General features: G+C 63.5%; 18 protein-coding genes. 12 read left to right on the top strand and 6 right to left on the bottom strand.

The window, feature by feature from the left end:
- Positions 1-37: 37 nt before the first annotated feature.
- On the bottom strand, positions 38-502 hold the full coding sequence (locus VWZ87_RS19270) for an RrF2 family transcriptional regulator (protein ID WP_416536697.1): 465 nt from the start codon (positions 500-502) through the stop codon (positions 38-40).
- Positions 503-733: 231 nt separating this feature from the next.
- Here VWZ87_RS19270 and VWZ87_RS19265 point away from each other — a divergent pair, with 231 nt between their 5' ends.
- Together VWZ87_RS19265 and VWZ87_RS19260 are read left to right on the top strand one after the other, a co-directional pair.
- Positions 734-1,321, top strand: a complete 588-nt coding sequence (locus VWZ87_RS19265) for a gamma-glutamylcyclotransferase family protein (RefSeq protein WP_416536696.1) — start codon at positions 734-736, stop codon at positions 1,319-1,321.
- Complete coding sequence (locus VWZ87_RS19260; RefSeq protein ID WP_416536695.1) at positions 1,318-2,517, top strand: DUF2254 domain-containing protein; 1,200 nt, start codon at positions 1,318-1,320, stop codon at positions 2,515-2,517. The genes VWZ87_RS19265 and VWZ87_RS19260 overlap by 4 nt, the downstream gene beginning before the upstream one ends.
- A gap of 278 nt (positions 2,518-2,795) precedes the next feature.
- Here the strand turns inward: VWZ87_RS19260 and gltX are convergent, their stop codons facing one another.
- Positions 2,796-4,121, bottom strand: coding sequence for a glutamate--tRNA ligase (gltX, locus tag VWZ87_RS19255; protein ID WP_416536694.1), 1,326 nt, complete (start codon positions 4,119-4,121; stop codon positions 2,796-2,798).
- A gap of 194 nt (positions 4,122-4,315) precedes the next feature.
- On the opposite strand from gltX, the gene VWZ87_RS19250 reads away from it, so the two are divergent.
- Positions 4,316-5,833, top strand: coding sequence for a diguanylate cyclase (locus VWZ87_RS19250; protein WP_340547306.1), 1,518 nt, complete (start codon positions 4,316-4,318; stop codon positions 5,831-5,833).
- 110 nt (positions 5,834-5,943) lie between these two features.
- Here the strand turns inward: VWZ87_RS19250 and VWZ87_RS19245 are convergent, their stop codons facing one another.
- Complete coding sequence (locus VWZ87_RS19245; protein WP_416536693.1) at positions 5,944-7,602, bottom strand: NAD+ synthase; 1,659 nt, start codon at positions 7,600-7,602, stop codon at positions 5,944-5,946.
- 170 nt (positions 7,603-7,772) lie between these two features.
- Here VWZ87_RS19245 and VWZ87_RS19240 point away from each other — a divergent pair, with 170 nt between their 5' ends.
- On the top strand, positions 7,773-9,260 hold the full coding sequence (locus tag VWZ87_RS19240; protein WP_416536692.1) for an MORN repeat-containing protein: 1,488 nt from the start codon (positions 7,773-7,775) through the stop codon (positions 9,258-9,260).
- Between the two features lie 376 nt (positions 9,261-9,636).
- Entirely contained in the window at positions 9,637-11,208 is a 1,572-nt protein-coding gene (locus VWZ87_RS19235) for a 2-isopropylmalate synthase (protein ID WP_340547309.1), read from the top strand.
- Positions 11,209-11,296: 88 nt separating this feature from the next.
- On the opposite strand, the gene VWZ87_RS19230 is transcribed toward VWZ87_RS19235, so the two are convergent.
- Both VWZ87_RS19230 and VWZ87_RS19225 read right to left on the bottom strand, forming a co-directional pair.
- Positions 11,297-12,097, bottom strand: coding sequence for a 23S rRNA (adenine(2030)-N(6))-methyltransferase RlmJ (locus VWZ87_RS19230; RefSeq protein WP_340547310.1), 801 nt, complete (start codon positions 12,095-12,097; stop codon positions 11,297-11,299).
- A 72-nt stretch (positions 12,098-12,169) separates the two neighbouring features.
- A complete protein-coding gene (locus tag VWZ87_RS19225; protein ID WP_416536691.1) occupies positions 12,170-13,240 on the bottom strand; it encodes an agmatine deiminase family protein in 1,071 nt (356 codons plus the stop codon).
- 336 nt (positions 13,241-13,576) lie between these two features.
- On the opposite strand from VWZ87_RS19225, the gene VWZ87_RS19220 reads away from it, so the two are divergent.
- From VWZ87_RS19220 to rodA, 5 genes are read left to right on the top strand one after another with little or no spacing between them, the layout of a single operon-like run.
- Positions 13,577-14,623, top strand: coding sequence for a rod shape-determining protein (locus VWZ87_RS19220; protein ID WP_061049901.1), 1,047 nt, complete (start codon positions 13,577-13,579; stop codon positions 14,621-14,623).
- Between the two features lie 52 nt (positions 14,624-14,675).
- Positions 14,676-15,611, top strand: coding sequence for a rod shape-determining protein MreC (mreC, locus tag VWZ87_RS19215; protein WP_340547312.1), 936 nt, complete (start codon positions 14,676-14,678; stop codon positions 15,609-15,611).
- Positions 15,601-16,137 (top strand): rod shape-determining protein MreD, encoded by a 537-nt coding sequence (locus VWZ87_RS19210; RefSeq protein ID WP_340547313.1) that lies wholly within the window; start codon positions 15,601-15,603, stop codon positions 16,135-16,137. The genes mreC and VWZ87_RS19210 overlap by 11 nt, the downstream gene beginning before the upstream one ends.
- Positions 16,137-18,086 (top strand): penicillin-binding protein 2, encoded by a 1,950-nt coding sequence (gene mrdA / locus VWZ87_RS19205; RefSeq protein ID WP_416536690.1) that lies wholly within the window; start codon positions 16,137-16,139, stop codon positions 18,084-18,086. Before VWZ87_RS19210 ends, mrdA begins: the two co-directional genes overlap by 1 nt.
- Before the next feature lie 45 nt (positions 18,087-18,131).
- Positions 18,132-19,271: a rod shape-determining protein RodA gene (gene rodA / locus VWZ87_RS19200; RefSeq protein WP_340547315.1), complete on the top strand. Its 1,140-nt coding sequence runs from the start codon at positions 18,132-18,134 to the stop codon at positions 19,269-19,271.
- 7 nt (positions 19,272-19,278) lie between these two features.
- Here rodA and VWZ87_RS19195 read toward each other — a convergent pair whose 3' ends face one another.
- Positions 19,279-20,103: a LysR family transcriptional regulator gene (locus VWZ87_RS19195; protein WP_416536689.1), complete on the bottom strand. Its 825-nt coding sequence runs from the start codon at positions 20,101-20,103 to the stop codon at positions 19,279-19,281.
- Positions 20,104-20,195: 92 nt separating this feature from the next.
- On the opposite strand from VWZ87_RS19195, the gene VWZ87_RS19190 reads away from it, so the two are divergent.
- Together VWZ87_RS19190 and VWZ87_RS19185 are read left to right on the top strand one after the other, a co-directional pair.
- A complete protein-coding gene (locus VWZ87_RS19190) occupies positions 20,196-20,606 on the top strand; it encodes a VOC family protein (protein WP_416536688.1) in 411 nt (136 codons plus the stop codon).
- Positions 20,603-21,529: a 2-hydroxyacid dehydrogenase gene (locus VWZ87_RS19185; RefSeq protein WP_416536687.1), complete on the top strand. Its 927-nt coding sequence runs from the start codon at positions 20,603-20,605 to the stop codon at positions 21,527-21,529. Before VWZ87_RS19190 ends, VWZ87_RS19185 begins: the two co-directional genes overlap by 4 nt.
- The last annotated feature ends 196 nt before the right edge of the window (positions 21,530-21,725 follow it).

Raw genomic sequence — 21,725 nt, 5'->3', positions numbered from 1 at the left:
CACGACGTCAGCCACGGCGGGCGGGCGCCAGAGCATCTCAGCTGGCGTAGCGCGCGCAGCCGGTCGAAACCGGCGATTGGAACAGGGCAAATAGCGCATCATTGTCGCAGACCAGCGCCTCCAGGGTGATCCCGTCCAGCGACCGGTAGAAGGCCTGCGCCGCATCGGTGAGGGCAATCCGCAGCCGACAGGCCGAAACCAGCGGGCAGGTATTGTCGGCATCGGCAAAACACTCGACCATCGGCACCGTGCCCTCGACCGCGCGAAAGACATCGCCAATGCCGATTTCCGCCGCGGGCCTGCCCAGCGACATGCCCCCGTTACGCCCACGCTGCGTATGCAGATAGCCCAGCTGCGCCAACTGGTTGATCACCTGCGCCAAATGGTTCTCCGAGATATTGCAGCGCGCGGCAATTTCGGATTTGGTAACCAGGCGGTCCGCATGGGCTGCACAATACATCAACAGCCGCACTGCAATATTTGTCCGTTTCGTGATCCGCATGATCGCCCCTCCGAGGTGCCTTGTCGCAAGATCATGACATGGCCGCACAAAGGCCACTTTGACATGTATCAAAGCCGCACGCGCTTTCGCCTGCCCCTGCCCCTGACCCTGCCGGGTCCCGCTGCGCCGCCCGCAGGCAGCGCCGACGCAGGGCAAACGGTGGGCAACAGACCCCGCCTGCCTGTGGCGGTCAGCGCCGCTGAGACAGACATCGCCAGTCAGGAGATCTGAATGCCCGCCCCCGTTTCCCCAGCCCCCTATTTCTTTGGCTACGGCAGCCTGGTGAACACGCGCACCCATGGCTACGGTCAGGCCCGCCCCGCGCGGCTCAGCGGCTGGCGCCGGGCCTGGGTGCATACCGATCTGCGCCCGGTTGCCTTTCTCAGCGCCGTGCCCTGTGACAGAACCACCATCGACGGGCTGATCGCCGAGGTGCCGGGGGCCGACTGGGCGGCGCTTGATGACCGCGAATTTGCCTATGAACGGCTGCCTGCCAGCGGCGCGGTCCAGCATGATCTGAACCCGGAGACCGATATCGCGGTCTATGCGGTGCCCGGCCACAGCCAGCGCGCGGCCAGCCTGCGCCATCCGATCCTGCTCAGCTATCTCGACGTGGTCATTCAGGGCTATCTGGACGTCTTCGGCGCCAATGGTGTCGCCGCCTTCGTGCGCACAACCGATGGCTGGGACGCGCCGATCCTGAACGACCGCAGCGCCCCGCGATATCCCAGAGCGCAGAGGCTGACTGCTGAAGAGCTGGATCTGGTCGATCAGCATCTGCTGGCGCTTGGCGCGACCGTTATCGGGGCAGATCAGTGATTTCCCGCACCCTGCTCTATGTCCGGCGGATCACCCGGCAACTGTGGTTCCGGGTTGTGCTGCTCTCGGCCTGTTCGCTGCTGGCGCTGGCCATCGCCCCCTGGCTCACGCCCTTCATCCCCGAAGATCTGGGCGAACGCTTTGGCCGCGAGGCGGCGCTGCCGGTGCTGACCATCCTTGCCTCCGGGATGCTGGCGGTCACCACATTCTCGCTCAATGTCATGGTCTCGGCCTATCGTACGGCCGCCGCCACGGCGACGCCACGGGTCTATCGCCTGCTGCTGGAGGATACGATCACCCAGAGCGTATTGGCCACCTTTGTCGGCGGGTTTGTCTTCAGCCTGAGTGCGGTGATCCTGTTCCGCGCCGGGTTCTACAGCGAGGATGCCGCCATCGTGATCTTTGCCATCACCGTCGGAGTGGTGGCGCTGATCGTCGTGGCGATTTTGCGCTGGATTGACCATCTGTCGGGACTTGGCAGCATGGATCACACGCTGCGCCTGATCGAAGAGCGCAGCCGCACCAGCCTGCGCCAGCGGGCCGAAGCGCCCTGTCTGGGCGCCGCCTGCGCCGAGGATGACACCAGATTTCAGCAGCAGGGCCGGGCCATCCCGGCGCAGGCCTCGGGCTTTGTGCGGTTTGTCGATGTCGCAGGGTTGCAGACGCTGGCCGAAGAGGCCGAGACCAGGATCGCCATCCACCGCACCCCCGGCGAATTCGTGCTGCGCGGGCGGCCGGTGGCCTATGCCGAGACCGGCGAGGAGACGCTCTGCGAGGCGGCCAGCCGCTGCATCGAAATCGGTGATGTGCGCAGTTTCGATCAGGATCCCTCCTTTGGCCTGACGCTGCTGGCGGAAACCGCACAGCGCGCCCTGTCGCCCGGTGTCAATGATCCCGGCACCGCGCTAGAGGTCATGGGGCGGCTGGAACGGTTGCTGTGGGAGAATACCCCGGATGAGGCCGAGCCTGACGCGTGCGACGTGTCCTTTGACCGGGTGATGATGCCTGCGGTCTCGGCCCGGCACCTGCTGTCCTGCGCCTTTCCGCCCATCGCCCGCGCCGGCGGCGACGACCCTGCGGTGATCGACTGGATGGACAAGGCGCTCTCGGCGCTGGCGCATCATCCCAACCCGGCCATGGCCAAGGCCGCCGCCGACCTGCGCGATGGCAAGCGGAAGGGAGATGACCAAGAGTGAGACCAGGAGGGAGAGCTGAAGTGACACCCGGAGGCGGGTCCGAAGGGCGGCGGCCAAGGCGGCTCCCGCCCGCGCAACAGGGCAGATCTGCCTTGCCCTGAGCGCAGTTGGGCATGGCAGACCGCCTACAGGCGGTCTGCGGCGCCGCGCCGGCGCGCGGCGCCCGGCCCAACCGCAGAGGTGGCTTCTGTGATGCCACCGATGTGGGCGGGAGCACCCCGGACAGCACAAAGGCGGCCCCCTATGGTGCCGCCTTTGCATCAGACAGCCGTCAAAGCTCAGCCGCGGGCGCGGACCGTTTCCATCAGCGCCAGCAGGGCGGACATGTCGGGGCCGCGCTCCATGCCGGTCACGGCTTTGCGCAGCGGCATGAACAGCCCCTTGCCCTTGCGGCCCGTCGCCTCTTTCACAGCAGCGGTCCATGTGCCCCAGCTCTCGCTGTCGTAAGGGCCTTCGGGCAGCAGCTCCATCGCCTCGGCGATGAAGTCCTTGTCCTCATCCGCCACCAGCGGCTCGGCGCCGTCGCGGCACAGATCCCACCAGCCCGCCAGATCCTTCAGCGTGGTGATGTTCTCCTTGGCCATATCCCAGAATGCGGCCTGTTTCTCTGCCGGAACTCCCAGCGCGTCCACATGGGACTGCACGGCCTCCAGCGGCAGGGACTGCAAATACCGGGCGGTCAGCGGGTAGAGATCCTGCACATCGAACTTGGTCGGCGCAGCGCCAAAACGGTTGATGTCGAAACCCTCGATCAGCTCTGCCAGTTCCGCGCGCAGCTCAACCGGGTCGGAGGAGCCAAGGCGCGCCATCAGGCTCAGCAGCGCCATCGGCTGCACGCCCGCTTCGCGCAGATCGCGCAGGGCCAGCGTGCCGAGGCGTTTGGACAGCGCCTCACCCTGCGGGCCGGTCAAGAGCGAGTGATGCGCAAAGGAGGGGACAGTGCCGCCGAGCGCCTTGATGATCTGTATCTGGGTGGCGGTGTTGGTGACATGGTCAGAGCCGCGCACAACATGGGTCACGCCCATTTCCGTGTCGTCCACTACCGAGGCCAGCGTATAGAGGAACTGGCCGTCGCCACGGATCAAGACCGGGTCCGAGACCGAAGCGGCATCGATGGAGATATCGCCCAGGATACCATCGGTCCACTCGATCCGCTCCTGATCCAGCTTGAAGCGCCAGACACCATCGCCGCGCTCGGCGCGCAGCTTGGCCTTGTCGTCCTCCGACAGGTTCAGCGCAGCGCGATCATAGACCGGCGGCTTGCCCATGTTCAGCTGCTTCTTGCGCTTCAGGTCCAGTTCAACCGGCGTTTCAAACGCCTCGTAGAACCGGCCGATCTCGCGCAGCTTGTCGGCAGCGGCGACATAACGGTCGAGACGTTCGGACTGGCGTTCGACACGGTCCCAGGTCAGGCCCAGCCATTCCAGATCCTGCTTGATGGCATCGACGTACTCTTCCTTCGACCGTTCCGGGTCGGTGTCGTCGATGCGCAGGATGAAGCTGCCGCCGGCCTTGCGGGCGATCAGATAGTTCATCAGCGCGGTGCGCAGATTGCCAACGTGGATATAGCCGGTCGGCGACGGGGCAAATCGGGTGGTTGTCATCACAAGTCTCCTGTTGCCCTGCCCCATGTCACATAGGCGACGTTTTGTCCAGTTGCGGCGCAGTCGTTGGCGGTTGATCCCAAGTCGTCTCAAACTGTCCGCGTTTTTCAGGGGGCGGCTTAGATTTCGTTCAGACTTCCTGTGTCAGCCTGTCGCAGCACTGACGATTATTGGTACGAAGAATGGGGTCTCCCGTGAACAAAGTGATCCCGAGCGACATGTTGCAGGCGGAGAGTTTGCCTGAACCCTCCCATGCGCGGCTCATGGATGTGTTGAACAAGCTGGATCAGGGCGTGATGGTCTGGACCGAGGACGGGCATTGCCAGGTCTTCAACGAACGGCTGCTCACCCTGCTGGAGCTGCAGAATGGCGACATCTTTCCGGGCTATTCGCGCGAGGCGTTTTTTGCCACCGCCGTCAGGCTGGGCCATGTGACCGAAGACAGCGCCAGACAGGCCGAACAGGATTTCAGCTCTGACAAGGAGCGGTTTTCGGCGACCCGCAGGATGCCGTCGGGACGGCGCCTTCAGATCGACACCCGCAGGCTGTCCACCGGCGGCTTTGTCTCCTGCTACACCGATGTGACCCAGATCGAGCGCAGTGCGCGGGACCTGACACTGGCGCGCCAGGCCGCCGAGGAGGCGGAGCTGACCGCGCTGAAGACGCTTGCGGCGGAACAGTCCTGGCGCGAAGAGGCCAAGCTGCTGTCGCAGCTCGACGTCTGGCTGCATTCCTGCAAATCCCAGGAGGAGCTGTTCCGCATTGTCAGCGCCTTCATGGCGAAGCTGTTTCCGCAATCCCAGGGCGAGCTTTACATCTACTCCAACTCGCGGGACGTTCTGGATGGCAAATGCCACTGGGGCGGGGCGGAGGTCCATGACCACATCTTTGCCGATGCCTGCTGGGCGCTGCGGCGCGGACGGCAGTATCTCTATTCTGCGGATAAGATCGCCTTTCCCTGCGCCCATGTCGAGGAGCAGCCTGCCACCGATGAGCATGGCGATTACGTCTGTTTTCCGGTGGTCGCCCATGGCAATACCGTCGGTCTGCTGCATGTGAAATTTGCACCGGAAACCGACCCCAAGCGCAAGGTGGCGCTGCATCGCCTCGCCCTGCGCTGCGGCGAACATATCTCGCTGGCGGTGGCCAATGTCCGCCTGCGCGACGAATTGCACGACCAGTCCACCCGCGATCCGCTGACCGGTGTCTACAATCGGCGCTATTTCCTCGGCGAGCTGCGCAATGCGGTGGCGCTGGCCGACCGGCGCGCCAGCCAGCTGGGAGTGCTCAGCTTTGATGCGGACCGGTTCAAGACCTTCAACGACACCCATGGCCACGATGCGGGCGACATGGTGCTGCGCGCCATTGGCGACACGCTGAAGGATCTGTTCCGCAATGGCGAGATCTGCTGCCGGATGGGCGGCGAGGAATTTGCCGTCTTCCTGCCGGATACCGACAAGGAACAGACGATGGAGGTCGGCGAAGCGCTGCGTGTCGCGATTGAGGAAATCACGCTGCGCTATGGCTCCGGCACGCTGCCGCGTGTCACCATCTCCATCGGCGTTGCCAGCTTCCCCGAGGATGGCCTGCTGCCGCAGGATCTGATGCACGCCGCTGACCGCGCGCTTTACGCGGCAAAGGATGCAGGCCGCAACTGCGTCGTGGATTGCCAGGAAGCCGATCCCGCCAACGGCCCCTTCTCCGGCAGCTGACCCCGACCGAACGTATGCGATGCTCCCGCCTTTGGCCGCACCTTTGGCCGCAGGGACCAGCCCGATATCGCTGGCACCAACTGGCGGATCACCAGCGCCTTACTGGTCGGTCAACTGGGGTCGCGCCAGCGGTTCACGATCGGATACCGACGATCCAGCCAGAACGCGCGCGGTGTGAGCCGCGCACCGGGGGCTGACTGAAAGCGTTTGTATTCGCTGATATAAATCAGGTGTTCCACGCGTTTTGCCGTCTCCCGCGAGAACCCGGCCGCAACGCAATCAGCAATCGAACCGTCCCGATCCACCAGGATCTCCAGCAGCGCGTCCAGTTCAGGGTAATCCGGCAGGCTGTCGCTGTCCTTCTGATCGTCGCGCAGCTCGGCGCTCGGCGGCTTGTCGATGACCGAGGGGCGGATGACCTCCCCTTCCGGCCCCATCATCCAGTCGCGGTGATTGGCATTGCGCCAGCGGCAGGTCTCGAACACGCGGGTCTTGTAGAGATCCTTGATCGGGTTGTAGCCCCCCGCCATATCGCCGTAGATCGTGGCATAGCCCACGGCGACCTCGGATTTATTGCCGGTGGTCAGCAGCATCTCGCCAAATTTGTTGGACATCGCCATCAGGAGAAGCCCGCGCAGGCGCGACTGGATGTTCTCCTCGGTCAGCCCCTCCTCCATCCCGGCAAACAGCGGCGCCAGCGTGTTGGTGATCGCGGCGCGCCCCTCGGCAATCGGGACGTAGTCGTAGCGCACGCCCAGCGCCTTTGCCACCGCTTCGGCATCGTCAAGCGAGGCCTGCGAGGTATATTCGGACGGCAGCATCACGCAGCGCACATTCTCAGCCCCCAGCGCATCGACCGCGATCGTGGCGACAATGGCGGAATCGACGCCACCGGAGAGCCCCAGCAGCACTTTCTTGAAGCCGGTCTTGCGCATGTAATCCCGCAGCGAAAGCGTCATGACGTGGTAATCCTGCTCCCACTCATCCGGCAGCACCGCCTTGGGGCCATCCACGGCGCGCCAGCCCTCGGCGGTCCGCTCCAGATCCAGATGGCAGATATCTTCGCGCAGGACCGGCATCTGCAAGGCCAGCGCCCCGCCCGGATTCAGCACAAACGAACCACCATCAAAAACCTGATCATCCTGGCCGCCCACCATATTGAGGTAGATCACCGGCAGATCGGTCTCGATCGAGCGGGCCACAATATGGTTGAGCCGCACATCCATCTTGTTGCGATAATAGGGCGATCCATTGGGGATCAGCAGGAACTCCGCGCCGGTTTCGGCCAGGGTTTCGGCCACATCCTCATACCAGCTATCCTCGCAGATCGGGCTGCCGATCCGGGTATCGCCAACCGCATAAGGACCGCCCAGCGGGCCCGCATCAAAGATCCGCACCTCGTCAAAGACGGTGGCATTTGGCAGGTGATGTTTCAGCACCTGCGTGGTGATCTTGCCGCCCTTCAGGATCAGATAGGCGTTGTACAACCTGTCGCCCTCGACCCACGGGCTGCCGATCGCCAGCGCCGGACCATCGGCACAATCGGCGGCCAACCGCTCAACCTCGGCAATGGCAGCACGGTGGAAAACCGGCTTCATCACCAGATCCTGCGTGTTGTAACCGGTAATGAACATCTCTGGCAGGGCGACCAGATCAGCACCTGCCTCGCGGCCTGCGGCCCAGGCCTCGCGGGCCTTATCTGCATTGCCAGCCAGATCCCCGACGGTGGGGTTCAACTGGGCCAGTGTCACGCGAAAACGATCAGCCATCCTGCTTGCGTCCTTCGATAATCCTGCCTTCTGCCATTAAACAGATCACGCTGCGAGGGAAAGACCGCAGTGGCAAAAGACATTGCGACGGCGGCGGCTGTGGCATAGTTTCCTGTCAAACCGATCAACAGGCCCGCACCCCGGCTCCCCTTATGGCAAGCAGATATTCCATGACCCGTTTCACCACCGCCGCTCTTCTGACCTCCGCCCTGGCGCTTGGCGCTGCCGGGGTCGGACGCCCGGCCCTGGCCCAGGATGGCAAGGTGCTGACCACGCAGGATGAAATCGGCGGCATTTATGAGGGCACCTTTCGCGGTGGCCTGCAACATGGCACCGGCACCTACCGGCTGCCCAACGGCTATGAATATACCGGCGACTGGGTCGATGGCGAAGTCCGCGGTCGTGGCGTTGCGCGCTTCCCCAACGGATCCATCTACGAGGGCGAATTCGTCAAAGGCAAACCCGAAGGCGCAGGCAAGATCACCTTTGCCGATGGCGGCACCTATGATGGCGAGTGGTCGGACGGCGTAATCAATGGCCAGGGGGTTGCGGTCTATGCCAATGGCGCGCGCTATGAGGGCGGCTTTCGCGATGCCAAGCACCATGGCAAAGGCATCATGCGCAATCCCGGCGGCTATGAATATGACGGCGACTGGGTCGATGGCCGCAAGGAAGGCACCGGCAAGATCACCTACCCGGACGGCGCCACCTATGAGGGCGACATCCGCGACGGCCAGCTGGAGGGCAAAGGCAAGCTGATCATGCCCGATGGTCTGGTTTACGAGGGCGATTGGTCCGCAAACCAGATGGATGGCACCGGCGTGTTGACCCAGCCCAATGGCGATATCTACGAAGGCCCGCTGGTGGCCGGCCGCCGTCAGGGCGAAGGCAAGCAGATCCATGCCAATGGCGATGTCTATATCGGCAATTTCGAGGATGACCTGCGCCACGGCGAAGGCACCTTCACCAAGACCGACGGCTATGTCTACACCGGCGAATGGCTGGCCGGTCAGATCGAGGGCAAGGGCCGCGTCACCTATCCCGACGGTTCGGTCTACGAGGGCCAGTTCCGCGATGATCTCGCCGATGGCGTGGGCAAGATCACCTATCCTGACGGCTCCACCTACGAAGGCGACTGGGTGGCCGGCGTGATCGAGGGCAGCGGCACCACAACCTATCCCAACGGGCTGGTCTACACAGGCGAGTTCCAGAACGCCAAGAACCACGGCCAGGGCGTGATGACCTACCCTGACGGCTACCGCTACGACGGCGGCTGGAAAGAGGGGCAGCGCCATGGCGAAGCGGTTGTTACCTACCCCGACGGATCGGTTTATACCGGCAGCTTTGCCAACAGCCAGCGCCACGGCACCGGCAAGATCGTGATGACAGATGGCTTCAGCTATGAGGGCGACTGGACCGAAGGCAAGATCAGCGGCCAGGGCGTCGCGACCTATGCCAATGGCGATGTCTACGAGGGCAGCTTTCTCAATTCCAAACGTCAGGGACCGGGTGTGATGCGTTATGCCAGCGGTCAGCAAGCCGAAGGCACCTGGGAGAACGGCGCGCTCAAAACCACCGGTGCGGCGGCACAGGACAGCGATGATGCCACAACAGCCGACCCGGCCACCGCCACCGACGATGCAAACGCCAGCAACTGATTACCGCTGACCCGCAGCACGGCCGACCGGATAGGCTGGCGCGCCCCACCGCAAAAAGGCGTAGCGGAGCCGCCGCACAGCGCGCGCCCAGCCATAAGGCGTAGCATGTCTGATCCGGGCCAACGGGTTACAGTCGCAGGCTTTGCCCCTGCCCGGTCAATTTCTGTCTTTCCATTCGTCTTTGGCTCTGTATAACTCTGCGTCATGATGATGCGTGCAGATATCCCTTGCTTTGCCACCGCCCCGCGCGGTGCAGATCTGCGCGCCCTACTGATCCTAATCCGCCTCTGAGCGTGCCATCCGGCGCGCCCGCTCAGAGGGGAAGGCATGCGCGCCACATGGATTGGATTTTAGGACAGACAAGAAAGATACCGACATGACGACTGCAGCTGACAAAGATCGCGTTTTGATCTTCGACACCACTTTGCGCGATGGCGAGCAGAGCCCCGGCGCAACCATGACCCATGATGAAAAGCTCGAGATTGCCGAGCTGCTGGATGACATGGGCGTTGACATCATCGAAGCGGGCTTCCCCATCGCCTCCGAAGGCGACTTCAAAGCGGTGAGCGAGATTGCCGAACGTTCCAAGAATGCCGTGATCTGTGGTCTGGCGCGCGCCAACTTCAAGGATATCGACCGCTGCGCCGAAGCCGTGCGCAAATCCGCACAGCCGCGCATCCACACCTTTATCGGCACCTCGCCGCTGCACCGCGCCATTCCCAACCTCACCATGGATGAGATGGCCGAGAAGATCCACGAGACGGTCACCCACGCCCGCAATCTGGTGGACAATGTGCAGTGGTCGCCTATGGATGCCACTCGCACCGAATGGGATTACCTCTGCCGGGTGATCGAAATCGCCATCAAGGCGGGCGCCACCACCATCAACATCCCCGATACCGTCGGCTATACCGCCCCGGTCGAGAGCGCCGATTTGATCAAGCGCCTGATCGAAACCGTGCCCGGTGCAGATGACGTGATCTTTGCCACCCATTGCCACAACGACCTCGGCATGGCGACCGCCAACGCGCTGGCTGCCGTTGCAGGAGGCGCGCGCCAGATCGAATGTACCATCAACGGTCTGGGCGAACGCGCGGGCAACACCGCGCTGGAAGAGGTGGTGATGGCGCTCAAGGTGCGCGGTGACATCATGCCCTTTACCACCGGCATCGACACCAAGAAGATCATGCACATCTCGCGCCGGGTCTCCACCGTGTCGGGATTTGTCGTGCAGCCGAACAAGGCCATCGTCGGCAAGAACGCCTTTGCCCATGAAAGCGGCATCCATCAGGATGGTATGCTGAAGAACAAGGAAACCTTTGAAATCATGCGGCCCGAGGATGTGGGCATTGCCGGCACCTCGCTGCCGCTTGGCAAACATTCCGGCCGTGCGGCGCTGCGCGACAAGCTCAGCCAGCTTGGGTTTGAGGTGGGCGACAACCAGCTGAAGGATCTTTTTGTCCGGTTCAAGGAACTCGCCGACCGCAAGAAAGAGGTGTTTGACGACGACATCATCGCGCTGATGCGCACCAGCGGCGATGAGGATGACCACCTCAAGCTGGTGTCGATGAAAGTCGTCTGTGGCACCGGCGGTCCCGCCGAGGCCACCATCGAAATGGAAGTCGACGGCAAGGATGTGACCGAGACCGCAGAAGGCGACGGCCCTGTCGATGCCGCCTTCAAGGCGATCCGCAAGATCCACCCGAACTCGGCCCATCTTCAGCTCTATCAGGTCCATGCGGTCACCGAAGGCACCGACGCGCAGGCCACTGTGTCTGTCCGACTGGAAGAAGACGGCGTGATCGCCACGGGCGAGAGTGCGAACACCGACACGGTTGTCGCCTCTGCCGCCGCCTATATCAGCGCCCTCAACCGCCTGATCATCCGCCGCAGCAAAATGGGCGAAGGCGCCGACACCCGCGAGATTTCCTACAAGGACATCACCTGATCAATGCGTTGATCTGAAACAGCAAAGGCCACCCGACGGGTGGCCTTTTTGGTTCTGCCCAGGGCCAACCGCCTCTGTTGGCCGCATCTCAGCCCAGACGGCTGAACAGTTTGGTCAGCCGCGCGGCTTCTTCCTCGGTGCCATAGGGCGCATTCACGATGAACATGCCCGAGCCGACCATCCGGTGCCCCTCCCGCGCCGGGGGAAACCGCACCTCATGACGCAATGCGCCGGCCAGCCCCTGCGCCTCCAGCGCGCTCAGCATCGGCTTATGCGCCCCGTCCGTCAGGATCGGATACCACAGCGCAATGACGCCGACGTTCCACTTGCGGTGCAGCTTGGCGATATGGCCGGGGATCTGGGCGTAGTCGCGCTTTACCTCATAGCTGGGATCAATCAGCAGCAGCCCGCGACGCGGCGTCGGCGGCGCCAGCGACTGCGCCAGCTCAAACCCGTCCTGCTGATGCACATGGACCCGCCGCCCCAGCCCATGCGACCACAGCGCCTGCCGCAGGGCGGCGTTTTCCTGCGGGTGCAGCTCGGCAAAATTGAGACTGTCGGCCTCGCGCAGCAGATGCGCTGCAATCAGCGGCGACCCCGGATAGGCCATCTCCCCATGAGCGCTGCGGGTTGCGGCAATAGCAGCGGCCAGGGGGTGATCCTCGGCCAGCAGGGCCTGATCCAGCAGGCGGCTGATCCCCGCCGCCGCCTCGCCGGTCTTGACCGCCTCTGCCGCATCCAGCTGATATAGCCCGCGCCCGGCGTGGGTCTCGATATAGCTGAGCGGCTTGTCCTTCCGCGTGAGATAATCCAGCATCCGCGCCAGCAGCGCGTGTTTCTGAACATCGGCCAGATTTCCGGCGTGATAGATATGTTGATATGACAGCATCCCAGCCCTCTACCGCCAAACCGCCCCGGACAAAAGCCCCTTGCCGCAGCGGAGGGCGTTGGATCTGATGCCTCAGACCGCTGGCATCTGCTGCGTTGCACAGTGAATGCCGCCACCCAATTCGCCCAGCGGGTCCACGTTCAGCGTGACTATTTCCCGTCCCGGATAGTGACGCGCCAGCGCGTTCCGCGCGATCTCATCGGTTGCACCATCCCCGAATTCCGCCGCGACCACCGCACCATTGCAGACGTAATAATTGGCGTAAGAGGCGACAAAATCGAACCTTTTGATCCGACGGATATGAGGTTCGGGGATAACCTCAACCTCCAGCCCCGCCCCAACCAGCCGGTCATGCGTGTCCAACGCAGCCATATGGAACGGATCGGCGCTATCAGGGGTATCGGGCAGGTTCATAAGAACACGCCCCGGCCCGGTGAAACGTGCGAGGCTATCGATATGATAATCAGTGATATCCTCCCCCCGGACCCCCTCGGCCCAGATCATGCGATCCGCCCCATAAGCCTCCAGCAGCCGTTGTTCTATCTGATCGCGTGACAGCCCGGGGTTCCGGTTTTTGTTCACCCAGCTGCTCTCATGTGCCATCAGCAGCCCGTGCCCATCCTGCTCCACGCCGCCTGCCTCGCCATGCAAACCGGTTGGCAACAGCGGCAGCCCCAAACGCTCGGCCACCCGTCCTGCGATCTGGCTGTCCCGCCGGTTGACCTGCTTTTTGCCCCAGCCGTTGAACTGGATATGGCTGATCGCCAAGCCGCCTGCGCCATCGATCACAAAGATAGGCCCTGAATCGCGGCACCACAGATCCTCGGTCGGGATATCCCACAGCTCAACATCCGCAGACAGCTTGGCGCGCGCGCCGCTGTGATCCGCTGCCGCCGCGAGCACTGTGACAGGTTCAAACGCCGCAATCGCATTGGCGATATCTGCAATCGACTGCTGCGCCATGTCGCGGAACACAGGATCTGGATGCACCTTCCTGCTGACCGGCCATTGCATGAAGGTGCGCTGATGCGGCGCTTCCTCCGGTGGGACAAAAAATCCGGACCCGGCAACGGCGGTTTGTCCTGTGATCAGATTTGCCATGCCGAAGGCCCCGCCAGCCAGTAAGAAATTTCGCCGCTTCATCGCCGTTCCCTTCGCCGACCAAACATCCGTAAGGATCAAGCTTAACAACGCTGTGCAAACAAGAGAAGCAACATCGCGCGGCCCTTTACCGCCTCCGATAGTTGCCGGAGGCGTGCGGTTTTGAGGGGCGCGCTTATCAGATCCGCGCCACACCTGCCCACACTGCCAATCGGATCGGTTGTCTGCCTTTCCCATGGGGCACCCCGCAGTGGCGGCGAAAAGGCGCCTTTTGATCGGAATCCGCCCTTTCGCCACCTCCCGGCGCTGCTTATAAGACATAAAGCCCGCGCTCAGCAGAGTCGCGGGACAGGTGGCAGTTTTACAGGGTCCTAATACATGTCGATCTTTGGAAGTCTTGGCGGGTTGTTCACGTCTGATATGGCAATTGACCTCGGCACGGCGAACACGCTCGTCTATGTCAAGGGTCGCGGTGTCATCCTGTCGGAACCCTCCGTTGTCGCCTATCATGTGAAGGACGGCGTGAAAAAAGTGCTCGCAGTTGGCGAGGATGCCAAGCTGATGCTGGGCCGCACCCCCGGCTCCATCGAGGCGATCCGCCCGATGCGCGAAGGGGTGATTGCCGATTTTGACACCGCCGAAGAGATGATCAAGCATTTCATCCGCAAGGTGCACAAACGCTCCACCTTCTCCAAGCCCAAGATCATCGTCTGCGTCCCGCATGGCGCCACCCCGGTTGAAAAACGCGCGATCCGCCAGTCGGTGCTCTCCGCAGGCGCCCGCCGCGCCGGGCTGATCGCCGAGCCGATCGCCGCCGCCATTGGTGCCGGGATGCCGATCACCGATCCCACCGGCAACATGGTCGTGGACATCGGCGGCGGCACCACCGAGGTTGCGGTTCTGTCGCTGGGCGACATCGTCTATGCGCGCTCGGTCCGCGTTGGTGGCGACCGGATGGATGAGGCGATCATCAACTACCTGCGCCGTCAGCAGAACCTTCTGGTGGGCGAGGCCACGGCCGAACGCATCAAGACCTCCATCGGTACCGCCCGGATGCCCGACGACGGCCGCGGCCAGTCGATGCAGATCCGCGGCCGCGACCTGCTGAACGGCGTGCCGAAGGAAATCGAGATTTCGCAGGCCCAGGTCGCCGAAGCGCTGGCGGAACCCGTGCAGCAGATCTGCGAAGCGGTGATGACCGCGCTGGAAACCACACCGCCGGATCTGGCGGCGGATATCGTGGATCGCGGCGTGATGCTGACCGGCGGCGGCGCGCTGCTGGGCGATCTGGATCTGGCCCTGCGCGAACAGACCGGTCTGGCGGTCTCCATCGCCGATGAAAGCCTGAACTGCGTGGCGCTTGGCACCGGCAAGGCGCTGGAATACGAAAAACAGCTGGCACATGCCATTGATTACGACAGCTGAGCGGTCCGGCCATCGCTAGGATGGCCGACGCCCGGCGCCGGGAAGGAATACCTTGGCCAAAGACCGGTCCCAGCGTGATGACTATACCGCCCCGCTGCGCCGCCTGCTGACCGGGGTTATCTGCCTGTGCCTGCTGGCGATTTTCCTGATCTGGCGGATCGACAGCCCAAGGGTCGAGAGGTTTCGCGCCCAAATCGTCGATGCCGTTGTTCCCAGCATGGACTGGGCCATGGTCCCGGTTGAGGGCGCCATCAACCTGCTGCGCGATTTTCAGAGCTATCAGCGGCTTGCCGAACAGAACCGCGAACTGCGCAGCGAATTGCGCCAGATGAGCGCCTGGAAAGAAGCGGCGCTACAGCTGGAACAGGAAAACGCCCGCCTGCTGGATCTCAACAATGTGCGGCTCGACCCCCGCCTGACCTTTGTCACCGGTGTGGTCATGGCCGACAGCGGCTCGCCCTTTCGCCAGTCGGTGATCCTGAACGTCGGCGCGCGTGACGGGGTGCGCGACGGCTGGGCAGCGATGGATGGCATCGGCCTTGTCGGGCGGATCTCCGGCACCGGGCAGGATACCGCGCGGGTGATCCTCCTCACCGATGCTGCCAGCTCCGTCCCCGCGCTGATCCAGCCCTCCGGGCAAAGCACGCTGGTGGCTGGCGACAACAGCCCGGCGCCGGTGATCGACTTTCTCGAAAACCCCGATCTGGTCCGCCCCGGCGACCGGGTGGTCACCTCGGGCGATGGCAAGGTGTTCCCGGCAGGTCTGCTGATCGGGCAGGTCACGCAGGACCGTTTTGGCCGCCTGCGGGTGCGCCTTTCGGCCGATTACGAGCGGCTGGAATTCCTGCGGGTGCTGCGCCATCACGGATCTGAGGTGATCAAGGATCCCGGCGGGCTGGTGGTTCCGGCACCGGGCATCAATATTCCGCAACCCCGGCCCGAGGGGCTGGGCGATGGGGCGGCGGCGGAGGCCGGAGATGGCCAATAACGCCCCGGCGCGGATCTGGCTCATGCGCGCGGCCTTTCCGGCGCTGGCCCTCGTGATCATGTTCTTTCACCTGCTGCCGCTGGATACGCTGCCCTCTCGCTGGGCGCCGCCGGATCTGATGCTGGCGCTGGTCCTGGCCTGGTCGCTCCGGCGTCCCGACTATGTGCCGACGCTGCTGATTGCCCTCACCTTCCTGCTGGCCGATCTGCTGTTCCAGCGGCCACCGGGCCTGATGGCGCTATTGGTGGTTCTGGCCTCCAGCTTTCTGAAATCACAGGTTCAGCCGCACCGTGAAACCGCCTTTCTCGGCGAATGGTTCACGGTGGCGGTGACCGTCACCGCCGTGACCCTGCTCAACCGGCTGATCCTGGCGATTCTGGGGGTGGTGCAGCCGTCGCTGGGGTTGATTCTGATCCAGATGGTGGCAACATTGCTGATCTATCCGCTGGTCGCGCTGGCCAGCCAAAGCCTGCTGGGGGTGCGCAAACTCTCCCCCGCCGAGGCAGAAGCCCTGGGAAGCCGCTGATGAAACGCAACGTCAAGGATGTCGAGGCCTCACATCGCAAACTCAGCCGTCGCGCCCTGCTCTTGGGCGGGTTGCAGCTGGCCTTTGCCGGTGGTCTGGCGATGCGGATGCGTCACCTTCAGGTCGATCAGGCTGACCAGTTCCGCCTCTTGGCCGAGGAAAACCGCATCAACCTGCGCCTGATCCCCCCGGCACGGGGGCAGATCTACGACCGCAACGGCACAATTCTGGCGCAGAACGCGCAATCCTACCGGATCACCGTGGTGCCCGAGGATGCCGGCGATGTGGGCGACGTCATCGACAAACTGTCGCGACTGCTGACGCTGGACCCCGAAGACATCGAACGCGCCATGGCTGAAATGCGCCGCTCGCCACCGTTCCTGCCAATCACCCTGGCCGATCAGATCAGCTGGGACGACATCTCCAAGGTTGCGGTCAACGCCCCCGCCCTGCCCGGCATCACGCCCGAGGTCGGCCTCACGCGGGTCTATCCGCAGCATGAGGATTTTGCCCATGTGATCGGCTACGTCGGGCCGGTCTCGGATTATGACCTCAGCAAGATGGAAGACCCAGAACCGGTGCTGATGATCCCGCGCTTTCAGATCGGCAAGGTCGGGTTTGAGGCCAAGCGCGAGGATGTGCTGCGCGGCAAGGCCGGCGCCAAACGTGTCGAGGTCAACGCCACCGGTCGTGTCATGCGCGAGCTGGATCGCCGCGAAGGCGAGGCCGGCGCCGACATGCAGCTGACCGTCGATGCCGATCTGCAAAACTACACCCAGGCGCGGCTTGGCCTCGAGAGCGCCAGCGCCGTGGTCATCGACTGCGAAAACGGTGATGTGCGCGCCATTGCCTCTTCGCCCAGCTTTGATCCCAACCTCTTTGTGCGGGGTATCTCGGTAGCCGACTACCGGATGCTGACCGAAGACCCCTATCGCCCGCTGGCCAATAAATCCGTTCAGGGCACCTATCCGCCCGGATCGACCTTCAAGATGATCACCGCCCTTGCCGCGCTGGAAGAAGGCCTGATCGGCACCGAAGATACCGTCTGGTGCCCCGGCCATCTGGAGGTCTCGGGCCGCCGCTTCCACTGCTGGAAACGCGCAGGCCATGGCCATGTCGATCTCAATACATCGCTCAAAAGCTCCTGCGACGTCTATTACTACGATCTCGCCATCAAGGTCGGCATCGACAAGATTTCCGCCATGGCAAAACGCTTTGGCCTTGGCGTGCGCCATGATCTGCCAATGTCTGCCGTGGCCAAGGGGATCGCCCCCAACAAGGAATGGAAATCAAAGACCTACGGTCAGGACTGGCTGGTTGGTGACACCGTGAACTCCTCTATCGGGCAGGGCTATCTTCTGGCTTCGCCCATGCAGCTGGCGGTGATGACCGCACGTCTGGCCACCGGGCGTTCGGTGACGCCTCGCCTGCTGAAATCCATCGACGGGGTGGAACAGCCCAGCGGCGCCGGAGAGCCGATTGGCGTCAACGAGAACAATCTGCGCACGATCCGCCGGGGCATGTATTCGGTCAGCAACGAACGGCGCGGCACCGGCTACGGCTCCCGGATCATCGCCGAGGGCATGCGCATGGCGGGCAAGAGTGGCACCAGTCAGGTCCGCAATATCACCGCCGCAGAGCGCGCCGCCGGGGTGATCCGCAACGAGGACCTGCCCTGGGAACGGCGCGACCATGCTCTGTTTGTCAGCTACGCGCCCCATGACAACCCGAAATTCGCCGTTGCAGTGGTGGTGGAACATGGCGGTGGCGGCTCCAAGGCGGCGGCGCCGATCGCCCGCGACGTGCTGCTACAGGCGCTCTACAATGGCACGCCACCGCTTGAGGCCTACCCCAAGAAGGACCGCAGCCGTATCGAAGCCCAGCAGGACCGTCTGGAACGTGAACGCATCCAGCGCACCAGCCGCAACAGCGACAGTGGTCAGGCCTGAGATGGGTCTGCGTGAACAGGGGCAGACAGCGACAAGAGGACAGCCATGAGCTATCTTGCCAATAACGCGCAATCGGTGCCGACCGGCCTGCGCAAGATCCTCTATCTCAACTGGCCCTTGACCCTGCTTCTGGCCAGCGTCGCCAGCGTCGGTTTTCTGATGCTCTATTCGGTGGCGGGCGGCAGTTTCTCCCCCTGGGTGGAACCGCAGGTCAAACGCTTCCTGCTTGGGCTTTCGGTGATGCTGGTGGTGGCCATGATCCCGATCTGGTTCTGGCGCAATATCTCGGTACTGGCCTATCTGGTCTCGGTGCTCTTGCTGGTGGCGGTGGAATTCTTCGGCACCGTTGGCATGGGGGCACAGCGCTGGATCGACATTGGCTTTATGCGGCTGCAGCCGTCGGAGCTGATGAAGATCACGCTGGTGATGCTGCTGGCCGCCTATTACGACTGGCTGCCGCCGGAGCGCTGTTCACGGCCCCAATGGGTGATCCTGCCGGTGATCCTGATCCTGCTGCCCACCTTTCTGGTGCTGCGCCAGCCCGATCTTGGCACCTCCATCCTGCTGATGGCCGCCGGAGGGGGCGTGATGTTCCTTGCCGGTGTGCACTGGGCCTATTTTGCCGCCGTCATCGGCGCCGCAGTGGGTCTTGTTGCGGCCGTGTTCAAAAGCCGGGGCACCGACTGGCAGCTGCTGAAAGACTATCAGTTCCGCCGCATCGACACCTTTCTCGATCCCTCGCAGGATCCGCTCGGCGCCGGCTACCACATCACCCAGTCGAAGATTGCGCTGGGGTCCGGCGGCTGGTCCGGCCGCGGTTTCATGCAGGGTACCCAGTCACGGCTGAACTTTCTGCCCGAGAAACACACCGATTTCATCTTCACCACCCTGGCCGAAGAATTCGGGTTTATCGGCGGGTTCACCCTGCTGTTCATCTACATGCTGGTGATCCTGTTCTGCATTGCCACGGCGCTTGCCACCAGGGACCGGTTCTCCTCTTTGGTCACGCTGGGCGTCGCCATCACATTTTTCCTGTTCTTTGCGGTGAATATGTCGATGGTGATGGGGCTGGCACCCGTGGTCGGCGTGCCGCTGCCGATGGTCTCCTACGGGGGGTCGGCGATGCTGGTGCTGCTGGCCGCCTTTGGTCTGGTGCAAAGCGCCAATATCCACCGCCCGCGATAGGCGTCGGCTAGAGCGCTGCCAGCAAGACCCGCGTCAGCGCGCTGTCCGCATCGCGCTGATGGAGAAGCACGCCCAGCCGCCGTTCCGCATCATCAAAGGGCGTGAACCGCAGCCCGCCATATCGCCCCACCCCCTCCCAAAGCGGCACAACCGCCTGCGCGGTGCCCTCTGCCACCATCTGGGCAATTAGTTCCAGCGCATCCAGTTCCGCCAGGATCTCCGGCGCCTCGACCCTCTGCGTCAGCGCCTGCCAGCAGCGCGCGCCACCCCAGGCGTCCCGGCTGTAGATCAGATAGGGCAGCGACTCTTCAGCGGCCTTCTCAGCCTGCAACAGCCCGATGGGTTGCCGGGCAATCTCGGTGAACACATAGGATTTTGGCAGCAGAAAGGGCGGTTCGATCAACAGGGCTGCATCGACCTGCCCCTGTTCCATCGCCGCATAAAGCCCCTCAGAGGTGCCGGGCACCAGCTGCAACGCAACCTCCGGCGCGGCGGCTCTCAGATGCCGCAGGATCGCGCCCGCGTAATCTCCCATCGCCGTCGATACCGCGCCCAGCCGCAACCGCCCGGTCAGCGCGGCGCCGCGCAGCTCTCCCCGCAACTCGGCTTCTGCCCGCAGCATGTCACGCATCCGTGGCAGCAGCCGACGACACTCCGCCGTTGGCTGCATGACCCGGCCCGCCCGGCACAGCAGCGCCACGCCCACATCAGCCTCCAATGCGGCAATCCGCTGCGAGATGGCCGAGGCGGTGATCCCCTCACGCCGCGCCGCCGCCGCAAGGGAGCCTTCTTCAATCGTGGCAATCAGGCTGGTGAGAAATCGTGTGTCCATAGATATCCTTATGTCTGAACATAGAAAAACAAGCTACCCTTTGCACGCCTCACCGCCTATCCCCTTAGGCACAGAGTTAAGGGAGCACAGAGATGAGCATTTTTCACCTCGCCTATCACGTGGATGATCTCGACAGGGCACGCGGCTTTTACGGGGAGCTGCTGGGCTGTCAGGAAGGGCGCAGCACCGAGACTTGGGTCGATTTCAACTTCTTCGGCCATCAGATTTCGCTGCACCTCGGGCCAGTTTTTGCCACCGCCAAGACCGGCAGGGTCGGCGATCACATGGTGCCGATGCCCCACCTCGGGGTGATCCTGCCGCAGGGTGACTGGCGCGCGCTGGCTGACCGGCTGGAGGCGGCGGGTGTTGACTTCACCATCGCCCCCACCACCCGGTTTGCGGGCGAGCCGGGAGAGCAAAGCACGATGTTCTTTCATGATCCCGCAGGCAACCCCATCGAAATCAAGGGATTTGCCGATATGGACGGGGTGTTTGCCACATGATCAACGTCCAGTTCGCCGCCCTGTCCGAACGCTGGGCCAGCTATCAGGCACCTTTGCGCGCCGCCTTTGCCGAGGCCGGGCTGGAGGTTGATCTGCGCCTAGATCACGCGCCGGGAGAGGTCGATTATGTGGTCTATGCCCCCAATTCCGACCTTCAGGACTTTACCCCCTATACCCGCTGCAAGGCGGTGCTGAGCCTCTGGGCCGGGGTGGAAAAGATCGTCGGCAACCAGACCCTGACGATGCCGCTCTGCCGGATGGTGGATCCGGGGCTGACCGCAGGCATGGTGGAATGGGTCACCGGCCATGTGCTGCGCTATCACCTCGGCATCGACCACACGATCCGCACGCAGGACAGATGGGACCCCGTGGTGCCGCCGCTGGCCGAGGAACGGCCGGTCACCGTGCTGGGCCTTGGCGCATTGGGGCAGGCCTGCGCGCAGATGCTGGCAAAGCTGGGCTTCCCGGTCACCGGCTGGTCGCGATCCGAAAAATCCATCGACGGCATCACCTGCCGCCACGGCGAGGCCGGGCTGCGCGCGGCGCTCAGCGCCGCCGAAATCGTGATCCTGCTGCTGCCCGATACACCGGCCACCGAGAATACGCTGAACCGTGACACGCTCGCCCTGCTGCCCCGTGGCGCGCGGATCATCAACCCCGGACGCGGCCCGCTGATTGAGGATGATGCCCTGCTGGCCGCGCTCGACAGTGGCCAGATCGGCCATGCCACGCTGGATGTTTTCCGGGTGGAGCCGCTGCCGCTGGATCATCCCTATTGGGCCCATCCCAATGTGACCGTGACGCCCCATATCGCGGCCGAAACCCGCGCCATCACTGCCGCACGGGTGATTGCCGAAAACATCCGCCTGGGCGAGGCCGGACAGCCCTTGCGCCATCAGGTGGACCGCAATCTGGGCTATTGATCACCCAGGTGGGCGGCAGATCTTAACATCCAGCAAACCTGCCGCCCGCCCCGCTCAGAATCGTTTCAGACCCTTGCGCTAGTCTCTCGGGCAATCGCGATTGCAGGATCCGGGTCTGGCACCCCGGCTCCGACCAGGAACCGGGCCTCAGTGTGTGAGGCTGTGCAGAGAATTTGAGCACGCGGGCCATCAACCC

Source organism: Phaeobacter sp. JH20_37 (assembly GCF_048056015.1).
Taxonomy (GTDB): Bacteria; Pseudomonadota; Alphaproteobacteria; order Rhodobacterales; family Rhodobacteraceae; genus Phaeobacter; species Phaeobacter bryozoorum.
Note: the sequence above shows the minus strand (reverse complement) of the source record. Positions and strands in the feature narration are given on the sequence as shown.

Coding starts and splice junctions, on each gene's coding strand:
- VWZ87_RS19185 (WP_416536687.1), top strand. CDS start 20,603: ATGATCAACGTCCAGTTCGCCGCCCTGTCCGAACGCTGGGCCAGCTAT.
- VWZ87_RS19220 (WP_061049901.1), top strand. CDS start 13,577: ATGTCGATCTTTGGAAGTCTTGGCGGGTTGTTCACGTCTGATATGGCA.
- VWZ87_RS19190 (WP_416536688.1), top strand. CDS start 20,196: ATGAGCATTTTTCACCTCGCCTATCACGTGGATGATCTCGACAGGGCA.
- VWZ87_RS19245 (WP_416536693.1), bottom strand. CDS start 7,602: ATGGCTGATCGTTTTCGCGTGACACTGGCCCAGTTGAACCCCACCGTC.
- VWZ87_RS19240 (WP_416536692.1), top strand. CDS start 7,773: ATGACCCGTTTCACCACCGCCGCTCTTCTGACCTCCGCCCTGGCGCTT.
- VWZ87_RS19225 (WP_416536691.1), bottom strand. CDS start 13,240: ATGAAGCGGCGAAATTTCTTACTGGCTGGCGGGGCCTTCGGCATGGCA.
- VWZ87_RS19210 (WP_340547313.1), top strand. CDS start 15,601: ATGGCCAATAACGCCCCGGCGCGGATCTGGCTCATGCGCGCGGCCTTT.
- VWZ87_RS19235 (WP_340547309.1), top strand. CDS start 9,637: ATGACGACTGCAGCTGACAAAGATCGCGTTTTGATCTTCGACACCACT.
- VWZ87_RS19195 (WP_416536689.1), bottom strand. CDS start 20,103: ATGGACACACGATTTCTCACCAGCCTGATTGCCACGATTGAAGAAGGC.
- VWZ87_RS19230 (WP_340547310.1), bottom strand. CDS start 12,097: ATGCTGTCATATCAACATATCTATCACGCCGGAAATCTGGCCGATGTT.
- mrdA (WP_416536690.1), top strand. CDS start 16,137: ATGAAACGCAACGTCAAGGATGTCGAGGCCTCACATCGCAAACTCAGC.
- VWZ87_RS19270 (WP_416536697.1), bottom strand. CDS start 502: ATGCGGATCACGAAACGGACAAATATTGCAGTGCGGCTGTTGATGTAT.
- VWZ87_RS19265 (WP_416536696.1), top strand. CDS start 734: ATGCCCGCCCCCGTTTCCCCAGCCCCCTATTTCTTTGGCTACGGCAGC.
- rodA (WP_340547315.1), top strand. CDS start 18,132: ATGAGCTATCTTGCCAATAACGCGCAATCGGTGCCGACCGGCCTGCGC.
- gltX (WP_416536694.1), bottom strand. CDS start 4,121: ATGACAACCACCCGATTTGCCCCGTCGCCGACCGGCTATATCCACGTT.